Source organism: Pseudobutyrivibrio ruminis CF1b (assembly GCF_000424005.1).
GTDB classification, from domain to species: Bacteria; Bacillota; Clostridia; order Lachnospirales; family Lachnospiraceae; genus Pseudobutyrivibrio; species Pseudobutyrivibrio ruminis_C.
In genome coordinates this window covers 38,443-64,465 of record NZ_AUJB01000013.1, presented here as the reverse complement: position 1 = coordinate 64,465, position 26,023 = coordinate 38,443, and the positions used below count along the sequence as shown (strand labels likewise).

Below are 26,023 nucleotides of genomic sequence, written 5' to 3'. Positions count from 1 at the left end.
CCTTCTATGACTTAAGGATGCAAGACATGATGCTCTCCTGAGATGCCTCAGAACCAGCCATTTCACCAACCATCTTGCCCTCGTTCATAACATAAATTCTATCTGACATACCAAGTACCTCTGGAAGCTCTGAAGAAATCATGATAACTGACTTTCCAGCTGCTACAAGGTCATTGATGATGCAGTAAATTTCGTACTTAGCACCAACATCGATACCTCTTGTTGGCTCATCGAGAATAAGTACATCTGGATTTGCAAACATCCACTTAGCAAGAAGAACCTTCTGCTGGTTACCACCTGAAAGGTTACCAACGTTCTGCTCAACTGTAGGACACTTTGTCTTAAGCTTCTCTCTGTAATCCTCAGCAACCTGATATTCCTTATCCTGATCGATTACACGCTTAGAGCAAATCTCTGAAAGATTTGAAAGAGTTGTATTAATCTTGATTGGATTTGTAAGAACAAGTCCGTTACCCTTTCTATCCTCAGTAACGTATGCAATCTTGTGCTTGATAGCATCCTTAATATTCTTAAGGTGAACCTCTTCTCCGTTCAAGAAAAGCTGTCCTGAGATGTTTGTTCCATAAGCCTTACCAAAGATACTCATGGCAAGCTCTGTACGGCCAGCACCCATAAGTCCGGCAATACCTACTACCTCGCCCTTACGAACGTTCATTGATACGCCATCAACAACCTTACGCTCTGAGAACTGTGGATGGAATACTGTCCAATCCTTAACTTCCATAGCGATGTCACCGATTTTAACATCATGACGCTTTGGGAAACGGTCTGTCATTTCACGACCAACCATGCCCTTGATAATTCTGTCTTCAGAAATATCATCCTTTGTCTTATCAAGTGTTTCAATTGTAGAACCATCACGGATAACAGTGATTTTATCTGCTACATAAGAAACCTCATTAAGCTTGTGGGAAATAATGATAGATGTCATTCCCTGCTTTTTGAATTCAAGAAGTAAATCAAGAAGTGCCCTTGAATCTGTCTCGTTAAGAGATGAAGTAGGCTCATCAAGGATAAGTAATTTTGCGTTCTTAGCAAGTGCCTTTGCAATTTCTACAAGCTGCTGCTTACCAACACCGATATCTTTAATCAATACACGGCTGCTTTCTGAAAGACCTACCATCTTCAGATACTTGTCAGCCTCTGCATATGTTTTGTCCCAATCAATAGCTGCTTTCTTTCCCTGCTCATTTCCAAGGAACATGTTCTCACCAATTGACATGTAAGGAATAAGAGCTAATTCCTGATGGATAATTACGATTCCCTTTTCCTCTGAGTCCTTGATCTTCTGGAACTTACAAACCTCTCCATTGTAAACAATGTCGCCTGTGTAAGAACCGAATGGGTAAATACCACTTAATACATTCATCAGAGTAGACTTACCAGCACCGTTCTCGCCTACAAGAGCGTGAATTTCACCTTCTTCTACTTTAAGATTAACGTTATCAAGGGCCTTTACGCCTGGGAACTCTTTGGTGATGTTGACCATCTCAAGTATTGTTTTTCCCACTTGTATTTCCTCCCTATAAAAAAACTTTAGAATAACTTATGTGTATTCTCTTCAAAATATTCTCTAGTGAAAACCTTTAAAATAGGGCAGGTTTCCCTGCCCTATAAAACTGTTTTGGTTTTAGATGTTTATCACCTAATTACTGAAGCTGATCCTCTGTGTAGTATCCAGAATCGATAAGGAGCTCCTTGTAGTTGTTAGCATCTGCGAATACTGGCTCGCAAAGGTAAGAAGGAATGATACCTGTTCCGTTGTCATATGTCTTCTCATCGTTAACATCTACTGTCTCACCATTAAGAATCTGACCTACCATCTTAACAACCTGTGAAGCAAGTGTACGTGTATCCTTGAATACTGACATAGACTGCTTTCCAGCGATCATGTTCTTTGTGTTCTCGATATCGCAATCCTGACCTGTGATGATTGGATATTTACCCTTGTAGTTTGCTGCAAGTGCGTTCTCAACACCAAGTGCTGTAGAATCGTTTGAGCAGAGGCAGATATCAAGGTCATCGCTAGCATAGTTAGAAGAAAGGATTGTCTCCATACGTGACTGAGCTGTCTCTGTAGCCCATGCTGGAGTAGCAACTTCTGCGAACTCTACCTGACCAGACTTAACTTCAAGTGTTCCTTTTTCAATGTATGGCTTAAGAAGATCCATAGCACCGTTGTAGAAGAAACCAGCGTTGTTATCACCTGGATCACCAGCTGTGATTTCAAGTGTGAATGTATCAGATGTGTTCTCAAGGTCGAGCTGATCGATGATGTACTGACCCTGAACCTGACCTACCTTGTAGTTATCAAATGTAGCGTAGTAAGAAACTGCATCTGAGTTCATGATAAGACGGTCATAAGCGATAACTGGGATGTTCTTCTCAGCTGCCATATCCATAGCCTCACCAAGTGAAGAACCCTCGATAGCTGCAACTACGAGTACGTTACATCCTGAGTTAATCATGTTCTCAATCTGAGAAACCTGTGTCTGAACATCGTTTGAAGCGTACTGAAGGTCAACATCAAATCCAGCTGCCTTAAGCTCCTTCTCCATGTTAGCACCATCCTGGTTCCATCTCTGAAGGTCCTTTGTAGGCATTGCTACACCAACCTTTGTGCCACCAGCTGTTGTAGTAGACTCTGTAGCCTCACCTGCATCTGCTGCTGGAGCTGAATCTGTTGTCTCTGTGCTTGTACCACAGCCTACTAACATAGAAGCTGCCATAGCACCTGTTAAGAGTACACTTAATAATTTCTTTTTCATTTCCTAAAAAACCTCCCTTTCAATTAGGTTATGTTTGTTACTGTAGATAATATATCATTTCACTTTCTGAAAATGGTTGTCACTTTCTTCACATTTTTGTCTAATCCGTATTTACGATTAAAAAAGGACTAGCACATTTTTGTGCTAGTCCTATATCGTAATTACAATAATATGCTATTCTATCCACTATTTGTTTTTCAACCTGCTTTTGCCACATGATATAAATGGGGCTATGGCGGCGCCATGTTACTTATTTACGGGTAAATGATTAGTTTAGTTAGATTACACCCGTAAATTTCCAATTTAAAAATCAATGTTTTTTCTAAATTACGGGTATATCTAATAAAGGTTCCAAAATACCCGTATTTTTCAAAAGTTATTACCCATATTGTGGTTTCTGTGAATACGAATTACGGGTAGATTATAGCTTTCTAATTTTCTACCCGTAAAAGTCTTTAAAAATGAAGATTTTTTACGGGTGATAATAGAAAATTCTAATCTATACCCGTAATGTAATTTTACTGCAATATATTTTTACGGGTAAAATAATCCATCTCCTGGTTTCACCCGTAAAATACCTGTAATTCATACTTAGAATGCATCCCAACTCCAACCTTTATTGTTTTGGGATGCATTAATAAGACCAGATGAGACACCTCATCCGGCCTTATATCAATTACCATTATTCACCCACATTTAAGTATACGTCCTCACGGCTGTGGAAGCCTCCATCTATGATGACTTCATCAAGATTGTCTTTATTGACTGCCACAGGTTCGATGGCTACATATGGAATTGTGTTTTCGCCGTCGCTAATGCTATTCATTACAGAAAGATCCTGCCCCTGAGCCAACTGTACTGAAAGCTTTGCTGCTTCCTCGGCAAGCTTGCCTACTGGCTTATACACTGTCATCAGCTGTGTGCCCTGCACTATGTGCTGGCATGCTGGAAGATCTGCATCCTGCCCAACTACTGGGATTTCTCCAGCAAGCTGTGCAACAGCAAGAGCTTTGATTACAGAAGTTGCTACATCATCATTTCCGCACATGATAGCATCGGCAGTACGTACTAAATCCATGTGATCATATACATATGCTCCACCAAGCTCAGCTTTCCAACCCTCACAATTATATGTATCAAGGATATCTATGCTGTTTGCGTTCATCAATTTGGTGAAGCCCTGGTTTACCATAGGAACATTCATATCTGTATATGGTCCGCAAATCATAATAACTTTTTTAGCACCTGAACTAACTATGGCATTACCAAGCATACTTCCAACTTTTTCATTATCAAAGGAAATATATAAATCCGCATTTACGTTAGGAATAAGTCGGTCGTAACACACTACTGGAATCCCAGCTTTTTTAGCATCTATTACCACATCAGTAAGAGCCTCTGCGTCTATGGCGATAATAACAATGCAATCTACCTTCTTATCTATTAAATACTGAATCTGTTCAATCTGCTTTTCAACATCCCCATTTGCATTCTGAACATTTACTGTGGCTCCTAGAGACGAAGCCGTATCAACAAATACGTCTCTGTCCTTTTCCCATCTCTCGATTACAAAGGAGTCGAAGCACATTCCTATCTCCAGCTCGTCCTCCTCTGGCTGGGTCTGGGCAGCCTCTCCGGCTCTGCTGCTACATCCGCAAAGCAGCGTGCCCATCAACAGACAGACCGTCACCTTTTTCAAAAAACCCTTCATACCTATTAGTCTCCTTACATCCTCTATAGCAATTATCCACGGGCGTAGTCCGTAGGTGTCTTGCCTGTATACTTCTTGAAATTTCGTGAGAAGTAATTTGGATCTGAATAACCAACTTCTGCAGAAATCTCTTTCATAGACTTATTTGTAGTCTTAAGCAACTTTTTAGCTGCCTCAATTCTAAGCTTGGTAAGGTAATCAATGAAGTTCTCTCCCGTTTCTTCCTTGAATACCTTTGAAAAATAATATGAACTGATGTTAACCACTCTTGATACATCATCCAGAGTAAGTTCCTTCATATAATTCTCATCTATATACTGCTTTGCCTGATTTACAGCACTCATGGATTGCTCTTCATGTTTGTTTGATACCCAGAAGGCTGCATCCTTAATCTTTTCTGTAAACCAGATTTTCTCATCTGCCAAACCACTTAAACTCATAAGTTCTGAAAGATAATTTGCCCTGCTTTTAAATTCGTACATACGACCTGTCTTTTCATATGCAAGATGCTCTGCCCAAAGAACAAACTCAAGACACTTCAGACGAACACTGTCGTTATCATTTGCATATGTACTTTCCATCCAGTCGAAGAAGGTCTGGGCAATGGATACAGATTCGCTGACATTTCCAAGATTAATCTCATCGAAAAGTCGCTTCTCCAAATCCATTGGATAATTTTCCTCGTACTGACAGGCAACAGGCATGTCATCCACATGAGCTACGTGGCTGGTGTTACTTATCAACACTGAGTTTGCTTCCTCGTAGGATTCGCACATTCTTTCAAGTGGCTTTACAGAACCGAAGCCCACTCTGAAGTCCATATCAAAGCGGTCTGCCAGCTTTCTGCAAAGAGCTCTGGCGTTTTCCACAATCTCATTTCTCTCATTATATGAAAGAGTGTCGTTGTGGCATGGAATGAGAATTGGGATTTTGTTGGACATAACATTTCCCATAATTCCCCTGATATAATCATCTGTGATAGTGTGAATTTCCTTGTAGGATTTCTGGGCCTGGATAGATGCAGCAACAGCACTGGTCATGTAGTTGCCCACAAGCTCGCGACCAAAGGTCATGCATGCCATGTAGCCGTAATCACAGTCGATACCAAGAAGAGTCTTGTAGTTATCAATATCCTCTTTGAAGTACTCTTTAAAAAGAAGATCCTGAATAAGACCATTTTCTATAATAGGAACAACTATCTCCAGCTTCTCGCGAACCTTTAAATCGTTGCTGCGCTTTGTGCGCTCGCCATCGATTCTTCCCATGGCTTTCTGGAGGATATCGATGATAGCCTCACGGCTCACAGGCTTGTTGAGATAATCCAAAACACCTAAAGAAATGGCTTCCTTGGCGTAATCAAACTTGTCGTAAGCTGTCATTACAATAAACACCACATGCTTATTAGTACGACGGATTTCGCGCATGGCTTCGATGCCGTTGATACCTGGCATTTGGATATCCATAAAGGCGATGTCCGGCTGGAACTCTTCTGCAAGCTCAATAACCTGGCGGCCCGTTTTGGCAACGCGGATTTCACATCCGCTACCAAACTCTTTTTCAATTATGAATTTGAGGGAGTCGATGACGATTCCCTCGTCGTCTGCTAACATTACTTTATACATGGCAAATACAATATTGTCTCCGTTCCCTTATTTTCACCTTCCGAAATAATATCCAGCACATCATCTCTCTCATAGAAGATGTTCAGACGTTCGATGCAGTTGGCAAGGCCCACTCCGTTTGAATCTGTTTTCTCTGGATTGCCTTCGTAGCTGCCCTCGAGAATCTTGGTGATTGTCTCACTGCTCATTCCGATTCCGTTGTCCTTGATGCTGACGCAGATATAATCCCCTAATTCGTATACAGAAAGGCTGATTTTCTTCTTCCATTCAATGTTTCTGACACCATAGTTGATACTGTTTTCAACAATAGGCTGAAGTATCATACTAGGTATTTTTACATCCAGAAGACTTTCATCAATCTGCTTTTCAAACTGAATCTCTCCTGCGAAACGAACATTGATGATGTAAATATAGATATCTACAAGCTCGATTTCTTCCTTCAAAGTAACAGCATCTTTATTTTTCTTGATGTTGTAACGAAAGAAATTGGCTACGTTATGCATATACTCGCTGGTGCGGTCTGCCCCTTCCATCATGGCAAGCTGTGCGCCTGCATTTAAAGTATTAAAAAGGAAATGCGGATTAATCTGAGACTGAAGATATTTCAGCTCCGCATCCTTAATATGATTTGCCATAATCAGCTCATTTTCCTTAAGCTTTCGCTCTGTCTCCATAGACTCGGTAAGCTTGGTGATATAGGCCTTCAGTGAAACTACCATCTTGTTGAAGGCACGAGTCACAACACCTACCTCATCGTTATTGATTACCGCTGGAAGTGCCACATCAAAATCACCATCAGACACTCTGTTTGCAGCCTGAGCCAGCTTTACAAGTGGACTTGTGATTGTAGAGGCAATCAAAACTACGAAGGACAGGTTAGCTACGCCGATAATAATCAGTGTCAAAATATTCAGCTCTTCAAGAGTCTGCAAGGCAGACATCATTGTGCTGTATGATTTTGAGTTGTTGATGAACTGCTGATTGTTCAGGCTTGTGATATTTGAATCGATATAGCCGTAGGTTCTTGTGGCTTCCTCGTAGTAGCTCTTATACTTTTCAACATTACCACCACGCTTACTTTCCACTGCATGATTGGTAAGCTCAAGGTAATTTGCCGACATCTTAAGGATGTTGCGCTCAAGCACGCGGCTTTCATTTACATCGTTATTGTCATCTAAATCTCTAAGTAAATCCCTGTAGTTCTGCTCAGCAATATAGTATTCCTCGAGAGCGTTACTGGTCTTGGTTCCAAGGTAGACCATAGTAGCACCCTGAAGTCCATCCAACGCACCTGTCAGCTCGTTAAGGGAATTGTTGCTGGCATATACTTCATCCAATGAAGTAAGCATTCTGTCGGTACCCATGTACAAAACAATGTTTACCATAAACAGCAAAATAATAGGCAGACAGAATACGATAATCATCTTTTTTCTTAAGGAGAGTGATCTAATGGTTTGCATTTTCCACCTCCTTCAGATAATCCTCAATGTTTGTGCCATCAATAATCTCCGGCTCAACATTGACATAATCAGAAACATGGCCCGTCTGTCTATACTCAACAAAAGCTTTTGCTGCAGCCTGTCCCATGCTTGAAGCATTCATTGTAACTGTGCTTTTGATAACCCCCTGCTTGATTCCAGTATAAATAGACTGAGACTCATAGTTTCCAAAAAGCAAAATCTGACCAACCTTGTTGTAATCAATCATGGCCTGATAGAAGCTCTCAGTAGAAAGCTCATCTAGGCAGATTACCACTGGCTTAATCTCATTCTTCTGGAACAGATTCTGAATGTATTCTTCTGTTGCGAAAGCATCATTGCTTTCGATTCTTCTAATTTCAAATTCAAGAGGTCCGTTTGGAAGTTCCTCATCGGAAAAAGCCCCCTGAATGTTGTTAACGAATGTATTAAGAGTATTGTCATCATAGGTGTTGTTGGCGATTACCATCACGTGCTTCTGTTTCACAAGATTTTTCTTGATAGCATCAGCATAAAGGTTTGCAATAGTGTAATTGTTCACACCTACAAAGCTGACACGGCTCTCAGAGGCAATGTCAGTCTCCAAAGTAATAACTGGGATATGGGCAGAATATGCCTTTGTAAGAAGGTCGAGAGTCTCTGGTTCATCATCTCCCTCAAGCATGATTCCATCACAGCCTGATTCAATAGCCATCTCTAAAAGCTCGGTCTTACTGTAATTGACATCTACATTATCAGAAATCATATCCACATAGACGCCATGTTCTATACCATACTCGCTGGCCGACTGATACACGTTCTGCCAGAAATCACTTTTATCATTAGAGGCAATGAGAACCACATAGGAATCGTACTGGCTGTACTTGGCTTCCTTGAGAAGATTATTGGCCTCGCGCATACGCTGATGGAACAAAACGAAGCTAATAATGGTGGTTAAAAACATAAAAGCAACAGTACAACCTGCCGCAATGACAAGTGCACTGTTGCTCTTTAATTTAATTTTGTTCCCGCCTAATTTCATAATACATTACTTCTCCCGCAAATAACCCCCAAATATTTCTTTGTTATTTGCTAACTTAAAATATTATAAATAAACTAAGTCATAAAATCAACGTGTTGCACGCCACTTGCATGACCATCACTTTCATGAAGGAACATTCCGGATTTGCGGGTAACTCCGGTGGCGTCATAATTTTCTGTTCGGTGGATGAACTGGGTGTCTAGTCGGCCAAGGAAAATAGCTCCTACATCAGACTCCTTCAGTCCATATAGCTCCTGCTCTCCTTTCTCATTGATGGTCATGATTCGAAGCTTTGTAAATACAGGATCATTCTCATCGATCCAGCCATTGCCATCTTCATCAAAATCCTCAAGTTCGCTAAAACCATCTCCTGTTCTTGCGCCAAACAGCTCCAGGCCATTTTTGATGAATCCATCATCATCTTTATCCAGCGCCAAAAAGCCTGAGCCCTTGCCAAGATTATGAATCTCATCCTCTTCTCCATCCCCGTCTAAATCGAAGAAGAAGGTCTGGTCAGCTATCGATGTTGGACAGTCATCCAGATTGATTACCAGTGGATCCACGCAGTTTCTGATTGCTGTAGTTACAGTTTCATACTTCTCTACAAATGAATCTGACAATGCAAAGCTGTAGTTAAAATTCAGCTTCCGTCCATCTGCTGTGACAGCTGTTCCTGTAGATGAATACTCTACACTCTGACTCTCCCACCGCTCGTAAGATACTGAAGTAGTCTGGATAAACAGTGCTCCAGTTTCCCCAGTAGACATGTCCCCAAGCTCATCCATAGAACCAAATGTTTCTCTCAGCATTTGTCCAAAGGCACTGTCCTCATCAAAATATCTTCCAAGCATAAACATCTTCAAAAGATACTCGATGGTCTTAAGCCTTAGCTTGCTTGTACTGTCGATTTTGATTTCATTGTTGTTATCGACAGCCTCAGTCTTTTCCTCCTTTTCAGTTTCATCTGCCTGAAGCTCATCCCCTAAAAGGGTAATCTCCTTCAGATTAAAGACGGGTTTTGTCTCTGACTGAACAGTCAGACGCATTCCACTAGTGTAACTAGTGGTTGAGGCCATAGAAACCTCTGAATTGTTAATTACCATCCGCTTTCCTCCTTCGTAAAAACCAAATAGCGTTAAAAAGAAGAAAGTCCCTTTTCTGCCCTCATAGACTCTTTTATTTCAGGTGGCACTGATACCTGAAACAAAAGAAAGACCAGGAAAACCTATGGGCCTTCCTGGTCTCTATGATACTCGTCCGTGTAATTATATATCGGTTGATTCGGTGTTATTATTAACCACTGCCGATGTCTTTTTCAGCAAAAGAATGGCTCCGTATGAAACCACCAGTGATGCCAATGTGCAAAGGAAGAATGACAGGATAGAGTCTCCTCCTGATGGCATGAATTCTGAACCAATGGTACCGATAAAATTAAACAGAATATGAATAATAATTGTAATAACAAGGCTGTCGTAAAGGTACATTATGTAGCCTAAACCCAAGCCTAAAACAAAGGCGTATATTCCCTGAAGCTTGTTCATATGGAAAGCGCCAAACATAATAGCCTGAACCAGAATAGCATAATATACTGGCATGGCTTTTCTTGCTGCATGGAAAGTAATTCCTCTGAATATAAGCTCCTCACAAACAGGGCCTAAAATGATTGCATAAACGATCATCAAGGGTGTCATGGTAGTACTGATTCCTGCTGACTCCATGAGTTCCTCGTATTCCTCCAGCCATGAAGGGAATGATGAAGCCAATGCATTCATAAGGTATAAAGTCACATACTGCATTCCACATGAGAAAAGCAAAATTCCACAGATTGTAAGTGGTAAATTATTGGATTTGCCTGTAAGCCAAGAAAGCTTTCCTTCTCTGCAATATTTCTTATACACCCAAAAGGCCACTGATGCTGTAACCGCTGCATAGATTATAGATGTCCATGCCGTACCGTCTCCGGTGGAATAATCATTAATCACCTGGACCATGAAGCTTATGTAGTCATCACCCTTATAGGTGCTCATCTCTGCAACTATGTAAAACTCAAGAGCTATGATAGATGCGGCTGTCTGAATTAAAATTGCAAAAATGGTTGGCAGAAAAATCCATGGAATATATCTTCTGTCAGTATTATTCTGATTCATTATTTGTCTCCAATATTATTTAAGCTCAAGCTTATCCAGATGCCAAATATCATCTACATATTCCTGGATAGTTCTGTCTGAAGAGAACTTACCAACATGAGCAACATTTGAAAGGGCCATTCTAGCCCACTTATCTCTGTCCTTATAAGCTTCCTGAATCTTCTCGTGAGCCTCACAGTAAGATGCGAAATCCTTAAGAACGAAGTATGTATCAGCTCTCTCTGTACACTCTGTATTAAGAAGTGAATTGTAGATAGGTCTGAAAAGTTCTGGATTGTCTATGCTGTAGTTGCCATTAACGAGCTGAGACAGAACCTTCTGAATATGAGGATTCTTGTTCATCTCATCAACAGGGTTGTAGTCACGATTCTGCTCGTGAGCAATAACCTCGTCAGAGCTCATTCCGAAGATGAAAATATTCTCCCCGCCAAGCTCCTGGTACATCTCCACATTAGCACCGTCCATAGTACCGATAGTAACAGCACCATTAAGCATAAACTTCATATTACCTGTACCTGAAGCTTCCTTTGATGCTGTAGAAATCTGCTCAGAAACATCTGCTGCTGCAAAAATCCACTCTGCATTGGAAACTCGGTAATCCTCGATAAATACAACCTTAAGCTTATTATCTATAGATTTATCATTATTAATTACTGCACCTACATTGTTGATAAGCTTAATAATAAGCTTAGCGTTCTCATAACCTGCAGATGCCTTTGCGCCAAAGATAAATGTCGTTGGATAGAAATCCATCTCTGGGTCCTCTTTAATCTGATTATACAGATACATTACATGCAAAATATTGAGAAGCTGACGCTTGTACTCATGGAGTCTCTTAACCTGAACATCAAAAATTGAGTTAGGGTCAACTGCTATACCATTATGGTCAAAGATATATTTTGCAAGTCGCTTCTTGTTCTCCAGCTTAATATCCATAAACTGCTGAAGTGATTTCTTATCATCAAGAAGTATAGTAAGCTTCTCCATCTGAGAAAGATCTGTAATCCAACCACGACCAATCTTCTTGATAACCCAGTCAGATAGCTTGTAATTACCATGCATCAAGAATCTACGCTGAGTAATACCGTTGGTCTTGTTGTTGAATTTTTCAGGATACATCTCATAGAAATCATGAAGAGAAACGTTCTTCAAGATTTCTGTATGAAGAGCAGCAACACCATTTACTGAGAAGCTGGCGCAAATAGCCATATGAGCCATTTTTACCTGACCATCAGCAAGGATTGCCATGCGGTGAACCTTTTCATCATCACCAGGGAACTTAGCTCTGATTTCCTCGCAGAAACGACGGTTGATTTCCTCAACAATCATGTAAATACGTGGTAACAGACCTTTGAAAATATCCTCTGGCCATTTCTCAAGAGCCTCTGCCATGATGGTGTGATTTGTATAGGCTACACAATGAGTAGTAACCTCCCAGGCATCGTCCCAACCAAGACCATGCTCGTCCATCAAAAGACGCATAAGCTCAGCAACTGTCAGTGTTGGGTGGGTATCATTCATCTGGAATACCACCTTCTCTGGCAGACGCATAATATCATTGTGATAACGTAAATACTTTGCGATTGCTCGCTGAAGAGATGCAGATACAAAGAAGTACTGCTGCTTTAATCTAAGCTCCTTACCCTGAATGTGATTGTCATTAGGATAAAGAACCTCTGTAAGGTTGCGGGCCAAATTCATGTCCTCAACAGCCTTGTTGTAGTCGCCACGCTCAAAGGATGCAAGTCTGAATACTTCCTTTGGCTTAGCATCCCAAATCATAAGAGTGTTTACCATACCATTATCAAAGCCAGTGATTGGCATATCGTATGGTGTGGCTAATACAGAGTTGTAACCCTCATGAATATATTTAGTAGTACCATCAGGCTGGTTTTCATAGCGTACCCAACCGCCAAACTTAACTTCGAACTCATACTCTGAACGCTCAAGCTCGAATGGATAACGGGTCTGGAGCCAGTCATCTGGAACCTCCCGCTGATATCCATCCTCAATCTTCTGCTTGAACATACCATAGTGATATCTGATACCACAGCCATATGCTGGATACTGCAATGTAGCAAGTGAATCCAGGAAGCAGGCTGCAAGACGACCAAGACCACCATTTCCAAGTGCTGGATCTGGCTCCTGGTCCTCGATAAGGTTTATATCTACTCCAAGATTAGCAAGAGCATCCATAACCTCTGTGTAGCCTCGCATGTTAATCATGTTGTTACCGAGAAGTCGTCCAATCAGGAACTCCATTGACATGTAGTAAACACACTTAGGATCCTGCTTGGTAAATTCCTTCTGGGTAGTGAGCCAGTTGTCGATTACCACGTCATTTACAACTTCGGCGCAAGCGCGGTAAATCTCTTCTTTGGTGGCCTCCTCAAAATCCTTTCGGAACATAGACTTAACACGGTCTCTGATCTCGCGTTCAAGCTCTTTAGTGCTTGGCATCTGTCTCTTCATACTCTAAAAACCCCCTATACGATTAGTTTTTAGTTACTGCTAACGTTACCTTCTCACCATTTATATTCCACTCTTTTACGTGGTCGCCTGTAGCACCTGTAACGATAGAGTCTGCAAGTACTTCACCAGCGATAGTGTCCATATTTCTCTTAAACACGTCATTTATTTTATCAGATGATTCGTAAGAAACTGTGATTCTGTCCATTACCTCGAAATCTGCTTCCTTACGCATTGTCTGAATCTTAGATACGATTTCACGAACGAAACCTTCCTCAAGGAGCTCCTCTGTAAGGTTTGTATCGAGAACTACTGTAACGTAGTTGTCACCGTCTGCTACGAAGCCCTCTGTCTGAGCCATAGAGATAAGTAAATCTTCCTCTGCAAGCTCGATAGAAGCATCAACCTCTGGAAGTCTGAGAACTCCATTAGCCTTAAGCTCTGCATAAGCTGCGTTTCCATCAAGGCTAGAAAGTGCCTTCTGGATGCCACCAAGGAACTTACCGTACTTAGGTCCTACTGTACGAAGCTGTGGCTTGAAGCTGTATGATGTGAATGCTGAAACATCATCTGTAAATGTAGCCTTCTTAACATTAAGCTCATCCTCAATGATAGAAACATACATCTCATCAAGCTCATGCTCAGCCTTGATGTACATCTGACCGATTGGCTGACGGTTCTTGATATTTGCTGTATTTCTACATGCACGACCGTGAACTACGATTTTGAGAAGCTCGTCCATATCTTCCTCAAGCTTCTTGTCAATGAACTGCTCGTTTACAACTGGGAAGTCGCAAAGGTGGATAGACTCTGGAGCTGTCTTATCTACTGAGCAAACCATGTTCTGGTAGATTTCCTCTGTCATGAAAGGAATCATTGGTGCTGCTGCAAGTGCGATATCCTTAAGGCATGTGTAAAGAGTCATGTAAGCATTGATCTTATCCTGCTCCATTCCCTTTGCCCAGAATCTGTCACGGCAACGACGAACGTACCAGTTTGACATATCGTCAACGAACTCATCAAGTGCACGTGCTGCCTCAGGAATCTTGTAAGCGCCAAGGTTCTCATCAACAGCCTTGATTGCTGAATTCAAACGAGAAAGAATCCACTTATCCATAACTGCAAGCTTGCTGAAATCAAGCTCGTACTTTGTAGGATCAAACTCGTCAATGTTTGCATAAAGAATATAGAAAGCGTATGTATTCCAAAGTGTTCCAAGGAACTTTCTCTGGCCTTCCATAACAGCGTTCTCACCAAATCTCTTTGGAATCCAAGGAGCTGATGAGGTGTAGAAGTACCATCTGATAGCATCTGCACCCATCTTCTCAAGTGCATCGAATGGATCTACAGCGTTGCCCTTTGACTTAGACATCTTCTGTCCATTCTCATCCTGAACGTGACCAAGTACGATTACGTTCTCGTAAGGAGCCTTGTTGAAAAGTAGTGTTGATTCAGCCATCAACGAGTAGAACCAACCACGAGTCTGGTCAACAGCCTCTGAAATGAACTTAGCAGGGAACTGCTGCTCAAATACTTCCTTATTCTCGAATGGATAGTGATGCTGAGCGAATGGCATAGCACCTGAATCGAACCAGCAGTCAATAACCTCAGGAACACGCTTCATTGTGCCCTTACACTCAGGACATGTGCATGTAACCTCATCGATGTATGGACGATGAAGCTCGATTGTCTCTGCATCGGCACGGCCTGAAAGCTCTGCTAACTCCTTGCGGCTGCCGATTGAAATCTGCTTACCACAGTCTGGACACTCCCAGATGTTAAGTGGAGTTCCCCAGTAACGGTTACGTGAGATACCCCAGTCCTGAACGTTCTCAAGCCAATCACCGAAACGTCCCTTACCGATTGAATCTGGAATCCAGTTTACAGTGTTATTATTCTTAATCAGGTCATCCTTAACCTCAGTCATCTTGATGAACCATGATTCTCTAGCGTAGTAGATAAGTGGAGTGTCGCATCTCCAGCAGTGTGGATACTCGTGCTCGAACTTAGGTGCCTCGAAGAGCTGTCCCTTAGCATCAAGGTCCTTAAGTACGTTTGGATCTGCATCCTTAACGAACTGACCAGCGTATGGTGTCTCTTCTGTAAGCTCACCCTTACCGTCTACGAACTGAACGAATGGAAGGTCGTACTTACGGCCAACCTTAGCATCGTCCTCACCAAATGCAGGAGCAATATGAACGATACCAGTACCATCTGACATAGTAACGTAATCATCGCATACTACGAAGTGTGCCTTCTTGTGCTGCTTCTCAGCTGCAATGCCAGCGCACTCGAAAAGTGGCTCGTATTCCTTGTACTCAAGGTCTGTTCCCTTGTAAGTCTCAAGAACTTCGTAAGCCTTCTCGCCTTCTTCCGAAGCCAGCTTGCCAAGAACCTTATCAGCAAGTGCCTCTGCGAGAATGTATGTATAACCATCAGCTGCCTTTACTCTGATGTAAGTCTCAACTGGATTTACGCAAAGTGCAAGGTTTGATGGAAGTGTCCATGGTGTTGTTGTCCATGCGAGGAAATAAGCATCCTCTCCCTTAATCTTGAAGCGAGCGATTGCTGAGCGCTCCTTAACTGTCTTGTAGCCCTGAGCAACCTCCTGTGCTGAAAGTGGAGTACCACAACGAGGGCAATAAGGAACGATTTTGAATCCCTTGTAAAGGAGCTTCTTGTCCCAGATTGTCTTAAGTGCCCACCACTCAGACTCGATGAAATTGTCATCATATGTGATGTAAGGATTGTCCATATCTGCCCAGAAACCAACTGTTCCAGAGAAATCCTCCCACATACCCTTGTATTTCCATACGGATTCCTTACACTGCTTAATGAAAGGCTCCATACCGTATTCTTCAATCTGCTCTTTTCCGTTAAGACCAAGAAGCTTCTCAACTTCAAGCTCTACTGGAAGACCATGTGTATCCCAACCAGCCTTACGAGGAACGAACTTGCCCTTCATTGTCTGGTATCTAGGAATCATGTCCTTAATGGCACGAGTCTCAACATGACCGATGTGAGGCTTGCCGTTTGCTGTTGGAGGGCCATCATAGAATGTGTAAGTCTCCCCCTCTTTTCTTGAATCCATTGACTTCTGGAAGATGTCATTCTCGTTCCAGAACTTGAGCACCTGCTTTTCGCGCTCAACGAAATTTAAACTTGCGTCTACTTTGTTGTACATATAAAGTAATTCCTTTCTGTGAGACTAGGCTTTCTCGTCACCTAATCCTTATTATTATATGTAAAGAATGAAGGATGGTTAGGCCTTCACGCTTTCATCCAAATTAAAGTGTGTCATCCTTTTCTTTAAGGAAGTCTTCAAAATCATCTGAATTTCCATCAAAATTGTAGAAATCCTCTATATCATCAAAATCCCTGAAAATATCTGGATCTTCCCCATTGTACTCATAGTAATAAAATGGAGAATCGCCATTCTGAAGCTCATTTTCAAACATCTTGCTGATGTTGTCAGCGTTCTGGAAAATCACCACATAGCTTCCTATGCATAAAACAATAGAAAGAACAGCTGTGATAATACCTCCAATAGCTAGCTCTCTGCCCTTTGCACCAGCCTTTGTGCTTCCAATGAAAATGAAGCCCATGATAATTGCAATAATTGCTGAAATAATATTTAAAAGAAACAAGAAAAATACTAATGAAACTGCACCCAGTATAAGTGAAGCTATAGCAAGACCGTAGTTTGCTGGTGCATCACCATTCTGAAGATTCTTAATTTCTCTTTCCACATCATCGGTGTAATAGTAGTCGTATCCCATGAATTCTCCTTAAAAATAAATATATTTCACCTAATCTTAAATATTCTAACTGTTTACGTATTTTTTATCAAGAGAAGGGCGCAAAAAAAGACCCCTCTTGCGAGGGGTCAAAATTGCGATAAATTAGAAATCTGTAAGGTTTGCAGCTCTTCTCTCAAGGAAAGCACCCATTCCTTCAGCCTTATCATGTGTAGAACATGTAATTCCGAAGAGGTTAGCCTCCATCTCTACTGCATTCTTGATATCCATATCGTATCCGTTGTTGATAGCTGCCTTAGCGATAGATACTGCATAGCTTCCCTTAGAAGCAATCTTCTTAGCCATAGCCTTAGCTGTATCCATAAGCTCCTCACATGGAACAACCTTGTTTACAAGACCGATTCTGTATGCCTCGTTAGCATCGATAGAATCGCATGTGAAGATAAGCTCCTTAGCACGTCCCATACCTACGAGACGAGCAAGTCTCTGTGTACCACCGAAACCAGGAATGATACCAAGACCACACTCTGGCTGACCAAATGTAGCATTCTCAGAAGCGATACGGATATCACAAGCCATAGAAATCTCGCAACCGCCACCAAGAGCAAATCCGTTAACTGCACAGATTGTAACCTGTCTCATGTTCATAAGCTTGAAGAAAGGAACTGATGCTCTCATACCGAAAGCACGTGCCTCAGCTGCTGTAAAGTTAACCATCTCAGAAATATCAGCACCAGCAACAAATGACTTAAATGCGTTATCCTTCTTATCAGGACCACCTGTAAGAATAAGAACCTTTACGTCGTCTCTAGCCTCGATCTCTGTAAGTGCAACGTTTAACTCATCAAGAGTCTCGCTGTTAAGTGCATTAAGTGCTGCTGGACGTGAAATTGTAAGTACGGCAATCTCGTCTGCAACCTCAAGCTTTAAATTGTTGAATTCGCTCATCACAAAATCCTCCTATGCTGGGTTCGCCCCAATTATTTTCTACTGTTTACTATCATAGTGTATTGTTAAAACTTTGTCAATCACTTTAATGATGTGTTGGCTCACCTTTTTTCATACGCTTTTTATTCAGGTACATCTTGGCATCAGCATCATCGAAAATCTCACTCATTTCACTTTGTCCATCAAACTTGGATACGCCAACAGCTATAGTAACTTCTTTTTTCTTTTTATTACGGACATTAACCTTTTCTAAGTTTTCAAGAAGCTTATCTATATTTCCATAATCAGCACCCTGAGCTATTACCACAAACTCATCGCCACCGACTCGGTAAACAGGACTGTGGGCAAATACAGTACAGATAATTTTACAGCCCGCTCTAATAAATTCATCACCGGTCTGATGCCCAAAGTTATCGTTAACGTCCTTAAGACCATTCAAATCACAAACTACTATAGCAAACTCAGATGCTTTTCCTGCTTCAATTTTTACATTAAATTCTTCCTCGGCAATTGCGTAAGCATGCTTATTCTTAACACCTGTCAGTTCATCTCGAATAGCCTTATCCTCGGCTTCAGAAACCTTTTCAGCGAATTCTTTTTCCTTTCGAACCTGCTCATCAACGTCAATAAGACCAAAAATAAGCTGTGGACCATCCAACTCTTCTACAAGGGCAGTTTTCATGGTTACATATCTTAAACCACCTTTTATCCTCTTAATTCTGCAGGTGTATGTAAATAATCCACGTTGTTTGATAGACTCCAAAATATGTTCCTTAGTGAACACTTTCATAAGAGCATCAACATCTTCTTCGTAAACAATTTCCTTAAGTCTATCTCTACTTTCTTTGAAGAAATCCTTACCCTCTGGCTCCAACTCATATAGCATATTTTCAGGATTCATCTTAAAAATTTCATAGAATCCCGTCTCAGGATCAACACTATATATATTAATGAAATCACTGGAAAGAGCTGCTATTCTATTGAAGGTTATACGTTCTTCTTTAATTCTCTGGAAAGCCTCCTGCTCACGTGTATGAGCATCAACATTACTAATACCTATGATAATATGCCTGTTATCTGTTCTTACACGAACAGCCTTCAAGTTTACATAAGTAGGCTTTCCATCCATAACTGTTCTGTAGGTAAGTGTGTACTTGCCGTACTGATTTAAGTCACGTATAACATTTTCCTTTGTAAAGGAATCTATAAATCGTGGTCTATCTTCCTTGTAAACGAATTTGTATTTCTCTAGTTCAGGCTGGTCAAAATAGTTAGTACCACGGTCTACAACTGATACATCTCGATTTTTTCCATCAGAAACATATTCTACAAATTCATCCTTTTCCATATCTACAAAATATAGCTTTATGTAATCTTCTGCCAGAGCTCTTGCGATATAATTGTAGGTCAAATCTTCGCTTGAATTAGGAATATCGGTAACAGACAAGACTACAACAGCAACAGCGGACATACCTGTAACAGGATTCTGAGAAATTTTGTCTACAAGTATCTGGACCATTTTGCCATTTTTAGTACGCTCGTCTACAATAACTCGTTTTCCATCTACTCCGCACTGACGTACAGCATTCATGGCATATAATCCCACAAAATTTTCCGAGCTTTTGAAATAATAGGTGGATACGCCCCTTTGATCAGTAAAATTCGCATAGCAGAATTTTCTAAAATTACCGTTGCAGCGAAGGAGAGAAATTTCCTCAGAATTTACCTGCAAAATAGCCATCGGAAGTGTATCAAAATAATCTATAAATCCATTTTCCTCATTACTTGTAAAGGACAAATCATAAAGGCTGACATGACCTACTGTCGAATAATACTCGCGCTCATCAGGATTTTCAAAACCTATCTGAATACCCTTATCATATCTATCGAGAAGCTCTGCTAATGAAACTGGCTTACAGAAATAGAATCCCTGAAGCTTGGCACAGCCAATCTCACTTAAAAATTCTACTTCCTCCTCTGCTTCAACTCCCTCTGCTGCCACCTCAATTCCAAGTCCCATAGCCATTCTTACAAGCTCTGTTGAAACTACTCTAGCACCTTTATTAAATCGCAATTGGCTAACCAGACTCATGTTAATTTTCAGCAAATCAAAATGAATCTGCTGAAGAAGAATAGGCGCTAAATCACCATTTCCATAATCGTCCATCCAAATCTGAAAACCCAGCTCATGAAATTCCTGCAATTTTGATAATACTGTCTCGTTTCTCGTTCCACAGGCACTTTCAATGATATCAATAGCAATCAATGAAGGGGGCACAGATGTACCTTCCAGTCGCTGCTTCACCTCGGAAACAATATCTGATGAGAAGAAATCTATCTGAGAGAAATTTACAGAATGAACCACTCTGTATAATCCAATTTTCTCGAACTTTTCAAGCTTTGCAATAACCTGTTCTAGAACGTAAAGGTCCAATCTGTCAATCAAATTGACAGACTCAAGGATAGGAATAAACTCAGCTGGATTAAGCACGCCAAGCATAGGGTCGTCCCAGCGCACTAAAGCTTCCTCACCACATACTCTACCACTAGAACCACGGATAATCGGCTGATAGTAAACCTCCAGCCAGCCCTCCTGCATTGCCCTTCCAAAGTTCTCTAATAAATATTTCCTCTTATCAGGTATTCTATCTCCGGTATTCATGCAAATAACCTCCGTAAGGTCGCACTACCACTGCTGCAAAACTTGCTATACGCTCAGCCTGCGCTGAATCTCGCCAACAACTTCTCTCCCTTTGAAAATTATTGCTCCCACAAAAATAATGAAACTAACAAGTAAGCAAATCATCCACTCGATTGGACAATCCTTCTTTAATGTTATGCAAACAAAGTATGGAATAATTCCCACAAGTAAATCTGTCAACAGATATACCATCGCGTTACCACTTTTATCCACCATGCACAGCACAAAGTTGGCAACAATTGTGCACATAACCATGATAGGAATAACCCATTGCAAAACGAAAAGCAGGTAACCAAAATAATAAGCAGTAACACTCACCATAGCCATTACAATTACCACTACTATGGACATAATCCTGGAGGCATCCATTCCCTTTTTAAATACATGGATGATACTGAACTCGAAGGCAAATAACCACATCAGCACCAAAAGGCTCCAATGGAATCCACCGTATTTTCCGAATGGAAGCTTGAATATGTAATCCAGCCAAAGCGCTGATATAATCACTATCCAAACAATGAACAGTTGCAGCTTGAAGAAAAATGACTGGAACTTTAATTTTAACTGTGTTGGGAAATATTTTTCCTCATCCTCGCCTACCAGACGGCTCTGGCACAATGGACATTTCTTTAAATTTCCTCCAACATCAATCTTACAATATGGACAATTCTTCATTAGCGAATCACCTCCGTCGCATAAGCAGTAACCTTCATGCCATCCTCACTGAGGCCTCTAACGAAGCTTTTTACTACCTTTGTATTTGAATATGGTGAGCTGATTCCAAGGGTCATCTTACCGTTGTAGCTACTCATAACTACAAAGAGATTTGATGAGCTACAGAAACCATTATAGTTTCTAATCTTTGGAATAATCTCCTCTGGAGGACGCTGCACTCCAAGATTTGAAAGAACAACTGACACCTTTTTATCCATAATCTTTGAGCCATAGCGAACAACCATCTGCTTAATGAACAGTGGCACCGCTCTAACTGGAATAAAGTATTCCATAGTCTCAAAGTTATCCATCTGTTTTTTAATGTTTTCCTCTGTAAGGTTTTCCTTAAGCTTGGCATCAAATTCCTTTGCCAAATCCTCAAAGGAAATCTCCTCATCGAAAACATGGGCAACATTTACATTGTTGAAGAAATTACGTGAAGTCTGACTTGGATAGTAATTTCTTAGATTTACAGGCATAGACACATTGATTGGCATATGCTTTTTACGTGGAGGCATATCATCCTTGATAGCAAGCATAAGCTTTGCGCCAATATAGCTGGTCATTCCAACTCCGATATTTTTAGCCTTTGGAAGGATATCATCTGTTGGCACCTGAATCTCAAAAAACTGAAGTTGATCATATGGAAGCTTCAATCCGCTTGGGTGATAAGCCACCTTTAATGCCGATGATTTCAAGGACAAGTTTCCAAAAAACTGTCTATAACTGTCCTGATTCAAATCATCATATGAAGCGCCTGAATGAATATTTAGCTCTTCAAGCTCATCAGGATATTTAAGCTTCAAATAATCAAAAACAATAATGTTTAAAAACTCTAATGCACCTGTTCCATCTGAAATAGCATGGAACAAATCAAGATTAATTCTCTTGTGATAGTAAGTCACCTTATAGTGCAGCATCATTCTGCCTGGGTGATAAAGAGATGGGCAAACACGTCCATGCTCCTTTTCTACTACTGGCTGAAGGTCTGTGTCCTCCATGTAGTGCCAAAAAATACCTCGGCGAACTCGCACATTAAACTGTGGTCGAAGCTGAATAGCTGACTCCACTGCCTGCTGTAAAAGCTCTGGGTCTATGTCTTCCCAAAGAGTACAACTGACTCTAAGGGTTCGTGTATCTCGTTTTGCGGCAGTGGCCAAAAAAACCTTGGCGACATTGTCGACTTTGTACCAATTTTCTCTACTCATTTATCTTCAATCCTTATAAATTTCCTCTGAGACGTAGTCCGCGAGACGTTTCATCGCGCGGCCAGCCACAGGCAATGGCATTTGCTGATACACATGCCATCCATCCTTTTCTACGTCCAGCTTTGCTTTGCCTCCTGCCTTCTGAATCTGCTTCACAAGAGAGGCGCTGTCCTCATAGAGGATTTCTGTTTTCCCACACTGCACCAGAGTAGGTGGGAAATGCTGAAACTCACCAAACAATGGTGAATATATAGGGTCTGATGGTTCGGCGTCCTCTCCAATTACTGCATCCCTCACTGATTCTACATAGTGCTTTGTGAGGATTGGATCCTTGCCATCATACTGTTGATATGATTTTGATTTTGCTGTCATATCAGTCCATGGACTAAACAGCAACAACATTCTTGGTGGCTCTTTGCCCTCCTGCAAAATCCTTTGGGTAAGGCATACCATTAAATTGCCACCGGCAGAATCACCTGCCAAAATAATCCGGTCATTTTTATAGCCCTGATCAATCAGATAATTCCAGACTTCTTCGCCGTCCTCTAAGGCAGCCGGAAATTTGTTTTCTGGAGCAAGTCTATACTCAAAGGAAACCACTGAAAAACCTGTGGACACTGCAAGCTTTGCTGCCAATATTCTGGCATATGCCAAGCCACCACAGGTATATCCACCTCCATGGGCATATAGAATCACGTACTGTGGATTGTGTGCCAGATCAGGCGTCACCCACTCACATGGAATCTTTCCAACCTTGAATGGTTTCAGGCTTACGCCCCCAGTTGGAGCCGCCAGCCTTCCAGCCAGTTCCATGGCCGAACGCTGTTTGCGCAAATCTTCTTCTGTCAGCGATTTTCCGGCTATTGAATTTACTGCTTTCAGCGCCTTCATAAGAGGGTCACTAAGATTCAAGTTTAATAAGGCCATAGCATCTCCATGAAATCATACTGATATAAGCTTATTATAGTAATTCTAGACTGATTTTTAAATATGTAAAATATGAAACAAGGATGAAAAAAATATGAATATTTCAATATCCATCAAGGGTTATCTAATCTAATTATCAACACGTCATACAAAAACAAAGGGCTTTTTCTATCTAAAGTGCCAAAATATCCATAATTCACAGTTTGTTCACAATTTAGACACAGTTTGGCACCAATTTGTGAACAAGTAATGGTAGAATTCTAGAGTAGTTGAAAAAGCATAGTCTTTTTTAGGGGAGGCGCTAATTATGGATATATCAGAGCTTTCTATGAGTTTAAGTCAGAACAAGCTACTTTCAGCTGTGGGGACAGCAATGCTTGGTAAGACATTAGATGTCATGGAGGGACAGGCGCAGCTTTTAACTGAAGGCATTGATATGAATGCACCATCACTTGAAAGTCTGGTCTATCCTACTTCTGGTACCATGATTGATATGCGCATATGAGTTATAAATGTATTTGGGTTTTACGATATGAAAAGGGCCTACCGTTTAGGTCCTTTTTTCATGCCCAAAAGTTAAATTTTTTAACCTATTCCCTGCTTAAATATAAGGTGGTAAGCAATTCACAAATTATCTTTTTCTTTTACAATTTTATTCACATATTTTCCATTGTTCCTTCAAACTAACTTAGTATTATAATTACATCGCAAGACAGAAGCGATGAACCATTTTTTTCATAACATTATTCTCCCTTTTTGAAGAGGACGCCCCGCCGGCGTCCTCTTTACTTTTATCTAAACTTTATTGTCTTTGTCTCCTTGGCTTGATGTAAGCTCCGCTTACTAGGACTCAAAAGTTCCTTGCTTTGCAAGGATGCCTTTTGGTCCCTTCGCCGGCGTCCTCTTTACTTTGCATAGGATTTTGTCAAAGACACCTATGCAAACTGCTTATTTTCGTTAGCCTTTGACAAAGATCAGAGCATTTACATTGGTTTTTTGTCAAAAGCACCTCGGAAGACCGCTTGGTTTCGTTGGCCTTTGACAAAGATCAGGACATTTACATTGATTTTTGTCAAAAGCACCTCGGCAGGCCGCTTGGTTTCGTTGAATTTTGACAAAATCACACTTTTTTCTCTTCATTTTGTCAATACACCTTCCTCAGCCCGCATATCTCCGTCGGTCTTTGACAATGATTCAAAAATATATTTATAGATTGACATTACAAGCTATTAATGTTATAAAATTTAAGTCTTTTTTCAAAATAATTTATATAATAACCACTAGTTCAATGCTATGACTTCATGTGGGCATCATAATGAAAAGTCCCACAAGAATCTGACTTTAGCCAGGCAATATTTTCTTTCATAAAATATTGGTCCAACCCTGGTTCTTGATTTTCTGATAAAACAAGAATCTATATTGACACTATGTATACATCTTAAACAAATTAAATAATCTCTATTACCTCATATTATTTCAAAGTATTTCGCATAATAAGCTGAACCTTATAAATTTTTAGTCCATGTTTTTATGAATGCAATACTTTTACATTTAAATATAATGATTTTCAAATTCAATTTTCCAATTTAACTACAACAAAATAATTAACAATTTCTATACAAAGGAGAAATCACTATCAAAGAATATATTAGTAACAGAATAAATAATATAAAAAAAGAGCTTAACGAAATAAACAGCGAATTGTCCAGCCTTCCTGAAGGAGAACTTCGAATATATCCAAATGGTAAATACTATAGGTGGTACTACTCAAAAGATGGTAAAACAACTTTTCTTGACAAGTCAAAAAAAGATTTAGCGCAGGAACTCTCCAGGAAAAAATATCTTTCATTAAAAAATTCATATTTATTAGCGGAATATAAATTCCTGCAAATGTATTATGAAGATATTGAAGAGAAAGAATTGGCACTTGAACAATTTCTAACACAATCAGGTTATTCGCAGCTTCTATCTTCTACTACATGCAATAATGATAACTATCATGATTGGATGACCGAAAAATTTATATCTAATCCTAAATATGCTGAACATTTAACATACGTTTGTCCATCTGGAAATAGGGTTAGATCAAAATCTGAGCAACTAATAGATATTGTTCTTTCTCAACATAATATTCCCTATAGATATGAATGTGAATTAGTCATAGGTAATGTGACATTTTATCCAGATTTCACTATTCTTCATCCTATCACAAAGCAGCTATTTTACTGGGAGCATTTTGGAAAAATGGATGACTATAATTACAGCAAGAATGCTTTAGCTAAAATAAAAACCTTTCAAGAGCATGGGCTTATTGCTGGAAAAAATCTTATACTAACATTTGAATCAAGCGAGCACCCATTCACATATAAGGATGCAGAAGCCGCTTTGGTTCAGATGCATATATAGAGCTAGGATATTATGGTGGGGTTATTAGGCGCATCCAGCAGAGATTTTTTTGTCAATGACCAACGGAAGTACGCGGGCTCAAAAGCTTCCTTTTGACAAAATAACATGTTAAAACACCTAATTG

The 26,023-nt window shown here is 40.5% G+C and carries 18 protein-coding genes; 2 read left to right on the top strand and 16 right to left on the bottom strand.

The window, feature by feature from the left end; all coding sequences use genetic code 11:
- Positions 1 to 4: 4 nt before the first annotated feature.
- The 16 genes from mmsA to G592_RS0111915 form a co-directional block, all read right to left on the bottom strand.
- Complete coding sequence (mmsA, locus tag G592_RS0111990) at positions 5 to 1,510, bottom strand: multiple monosaccharide ABC transporter ATP-binding protein (protein ID WP_420329247.1); 1,506 nt, start codon at positions 1,508 to 1,510, stop codon at positions 5 to 7.
- A 160-nt stretch (positions 1,511 to 1,670) separates the two neighbouring features.
- Positions 1,671 to 2,789, bottom strand: a complete 1,119-nt coding sequence (locus G592_RS0111985) for a sugar-binding protein (RefSeq protein ID WP_028248023.1) — start codon at positions 2,787 to 2,789, stop codon at positions 1,671 to 1,673.
- Positions 2,790 to 3,471: 682 nt separating this feature from the next.
- Positions 3,472 to 4,500 (bottom strand): substrate-binding domain-containing protein, encoded by a 1,029-nt coding sequence (locus G592_RS0111980; RefSeq protein WP_028248022.1) that lies wholly within the window; start codon positions 4,498 to 4,500, stop codon positions 3,472 to 3,474.
- Between the two features lie 32 nt (positions 4,501 to 4,532).
- Complete coding sequence (locus G592_RS0111975) at positions 4,533 to 6,122, bottom strand: response regulator (RefSeq protein WP_028248021.1); 1,590 nt, start codon at positions 6,120 to 6,122, stop codon at positions 4,533 to 4,535.
- Positions 6,110 to 7,582 carry a sensor histidine kinase gene (locus G592_RS0111970; RefSeq protein WP_028248135.1) on the bottom strand — a complete coding sequence of 491 codons (1,473 nt, stop codon included), beginning with the start codon at positions 7,580 to 7,582 and terminating at the stop codon, positions 6,110 to 6,112. The genes G592_RS0111975 and G592_RS0111970 overlap by 13 nt, the downstream gene beginning before the upstream one ends.
- Positions 7,569 to 8,621 carry a sugar ABC transporter substrate-binding protein gene (locus tag G592_RS0111965; protein ID WP_028248020.1) on the bottom strand — a complete coding sequence of 351 codons (1,053 nt, stop codon included), beginning with the start codon at positions 8,619 to 8,621 and terminating at the stop codon, positions 7,569 to 7,571. The genes G592_RS0111970 and G592_RS0111965 overlap by 14 nt, the downstream gene beginning before the upstream one ends.
- A 74-nt stretch (positions 8,622 to 8,695) precedes the next feature.
- Positions 8,696 to 9,724, bottom strand: a complete 1,029-nt coding sequence (locus G592_RS17155) for a hypothetical protein (protein WP_051194906.1) — start codon at positions 9,722 to 9,724, stop codon at positions 8,696 to 8,698.
- A gap of 162 nt (positions 9,725 to 9,886) precedes the next feature.
- A complete protein-coding gene (locus tag G592_RS17150) occupies positions 9,887 to 10,768 on the bottom strand; it encodes a CPBP family intramembrane glutamic endopeptidase (protein WP_051194905.1) in 882 nt (293 codons plus the stop codon).
- 15 nt (positions 10,769 to 10,783) lie between these two features.
- Positions 10,784 to 13,240: a glycogen/starch/alpha-glucan phosphorylase gene (locus G592_RS0111950; protein WP_028248019.1), complete on the bottom strand. Its 2,457-nt coding sequence runs from the start codon at positions 13,238 to 13,240 to the stop codon at positions 10,784 to 10,786.
- Between the two features lie 22 nt (positions 13,241 to 13,262).
- Complete coding sequence (ileS, locus tag G592_RS0111945) at positions 13,263 to 16,421, bottom strand: isoleucine--tRNA ligase (protein WP_028248018.1); 3,159 nt, start codon at positions 16,419 to 16,421, stop codon at positions 13,263 to 13,265.
- A gap of 103 nt (positions 16,422 to 16,524) precedes the next feature.
- Positions 16,525 to 17,016: a DUF4190 domain-containing protein gene (locus G592_RS16470; RefSeq protein WP_036952854.1), complete on the bottom strand. Its 492-nt coding sequence runs from the start codon at positions 17,014 to 17,016 to the stop codon at positions 16,525 to 16,527.
- A 123-nt stretch (positions 17,017 to 17,139) separates the two neighbouring features.
- A complete protein-coding gene (locus G592_RS0111935; protein ID WP_028248017.1) occupies positions 17,140 to 17,943 on the bottom strand; it encodes an enoyl-CoA hydratase-related protein in 804 nt (267 codons plus the stop codon).
- Between the two features lie 85 nt (positions 17,944 to 18,028).
- Positions 18,029 to 20,605 (bottom strand): EAL domain-containing protein, encoded by a 2,577-nt coding sequence (locus G592_RS0111930; protein WP_028248016.1) that lies wholly within the window; start codon positions 20,603 to 20,605, stop codon positions 18,029 to 18,031.
- Positions 20,606 to 20,650: 45 nt separating this feature from the next.
- Positions 20,651 to 21,319, bottom strand: coding sequence for a DUF6320 domain-containing protein (locus G592_RS0111925; RefSeq protein ID WP_028248015.1), 669 nt, complete (start codon positions 21,317 to 21,319; stop codon positions 20,651 to 20,653).
- On the bottom strand, positions 21,319 to 22,566 hold the full coding sequence (locus G592_RS0111920; RefSeq protein WP_028248014.1) for a hypothetical protein: 1,248 nt from the start codon (positions 22,564 to 22,566) through the stop codon (positions 21,319 to 21,321). The genes G592_RS0111925 and G592_RS0111920 overlap by 1 nt, the downstream gene beginning before the upstream one ends.
- Before the next feature lie 6 nt (positions 22,567 to 22,572).
- Entirely contained in the window at positions 22,573 to 23,493 is a 921-nt protein-coding gene (locus tag G592_RS0111915; protein WP_028248013.1) for an alpha/beta hydrolase, read from the bottom strand.
- A gap of 307 nt (positions 23,494 to 23,800) precedes the next feature.
- On the opposite strand from G592_RS0111915, the gene G592_RS0111910 reads away from it, so the two are divergent.
- Together G592_RS0111910 and G592_RS17145 are read left to right on the top strand one after the other, a co-directional pair.
- Positions 23,801 to 23,998 (top strand): YjfB family protein, encoded by a 198-nt coding sequence (locus G592_RS0111910; protein ID WP_028248012.1) that lies wholly within the window; start codon positions 23,801 to 23,803, stop codon positions 23,996 to 23,998.
- A 1,196-nt stretch (positions 23,999 to 25,194) separates the two neighbouring features.
- Positions 25,195 to 25,899 carry a hypothetical protein gene (locus G592_RS17145; RefSeq protein ID WP_051194904.1) on the top strand — a complete coding sequence of 235 codons (705 nt, stop codon included), beginning with the start codon at positions 25,195 to 25,197 and terminating at the stop codon, positions 25,897 to 25,899.
- Positions 25,900 to 26,023: the final 124 nt, after the last annotated feature.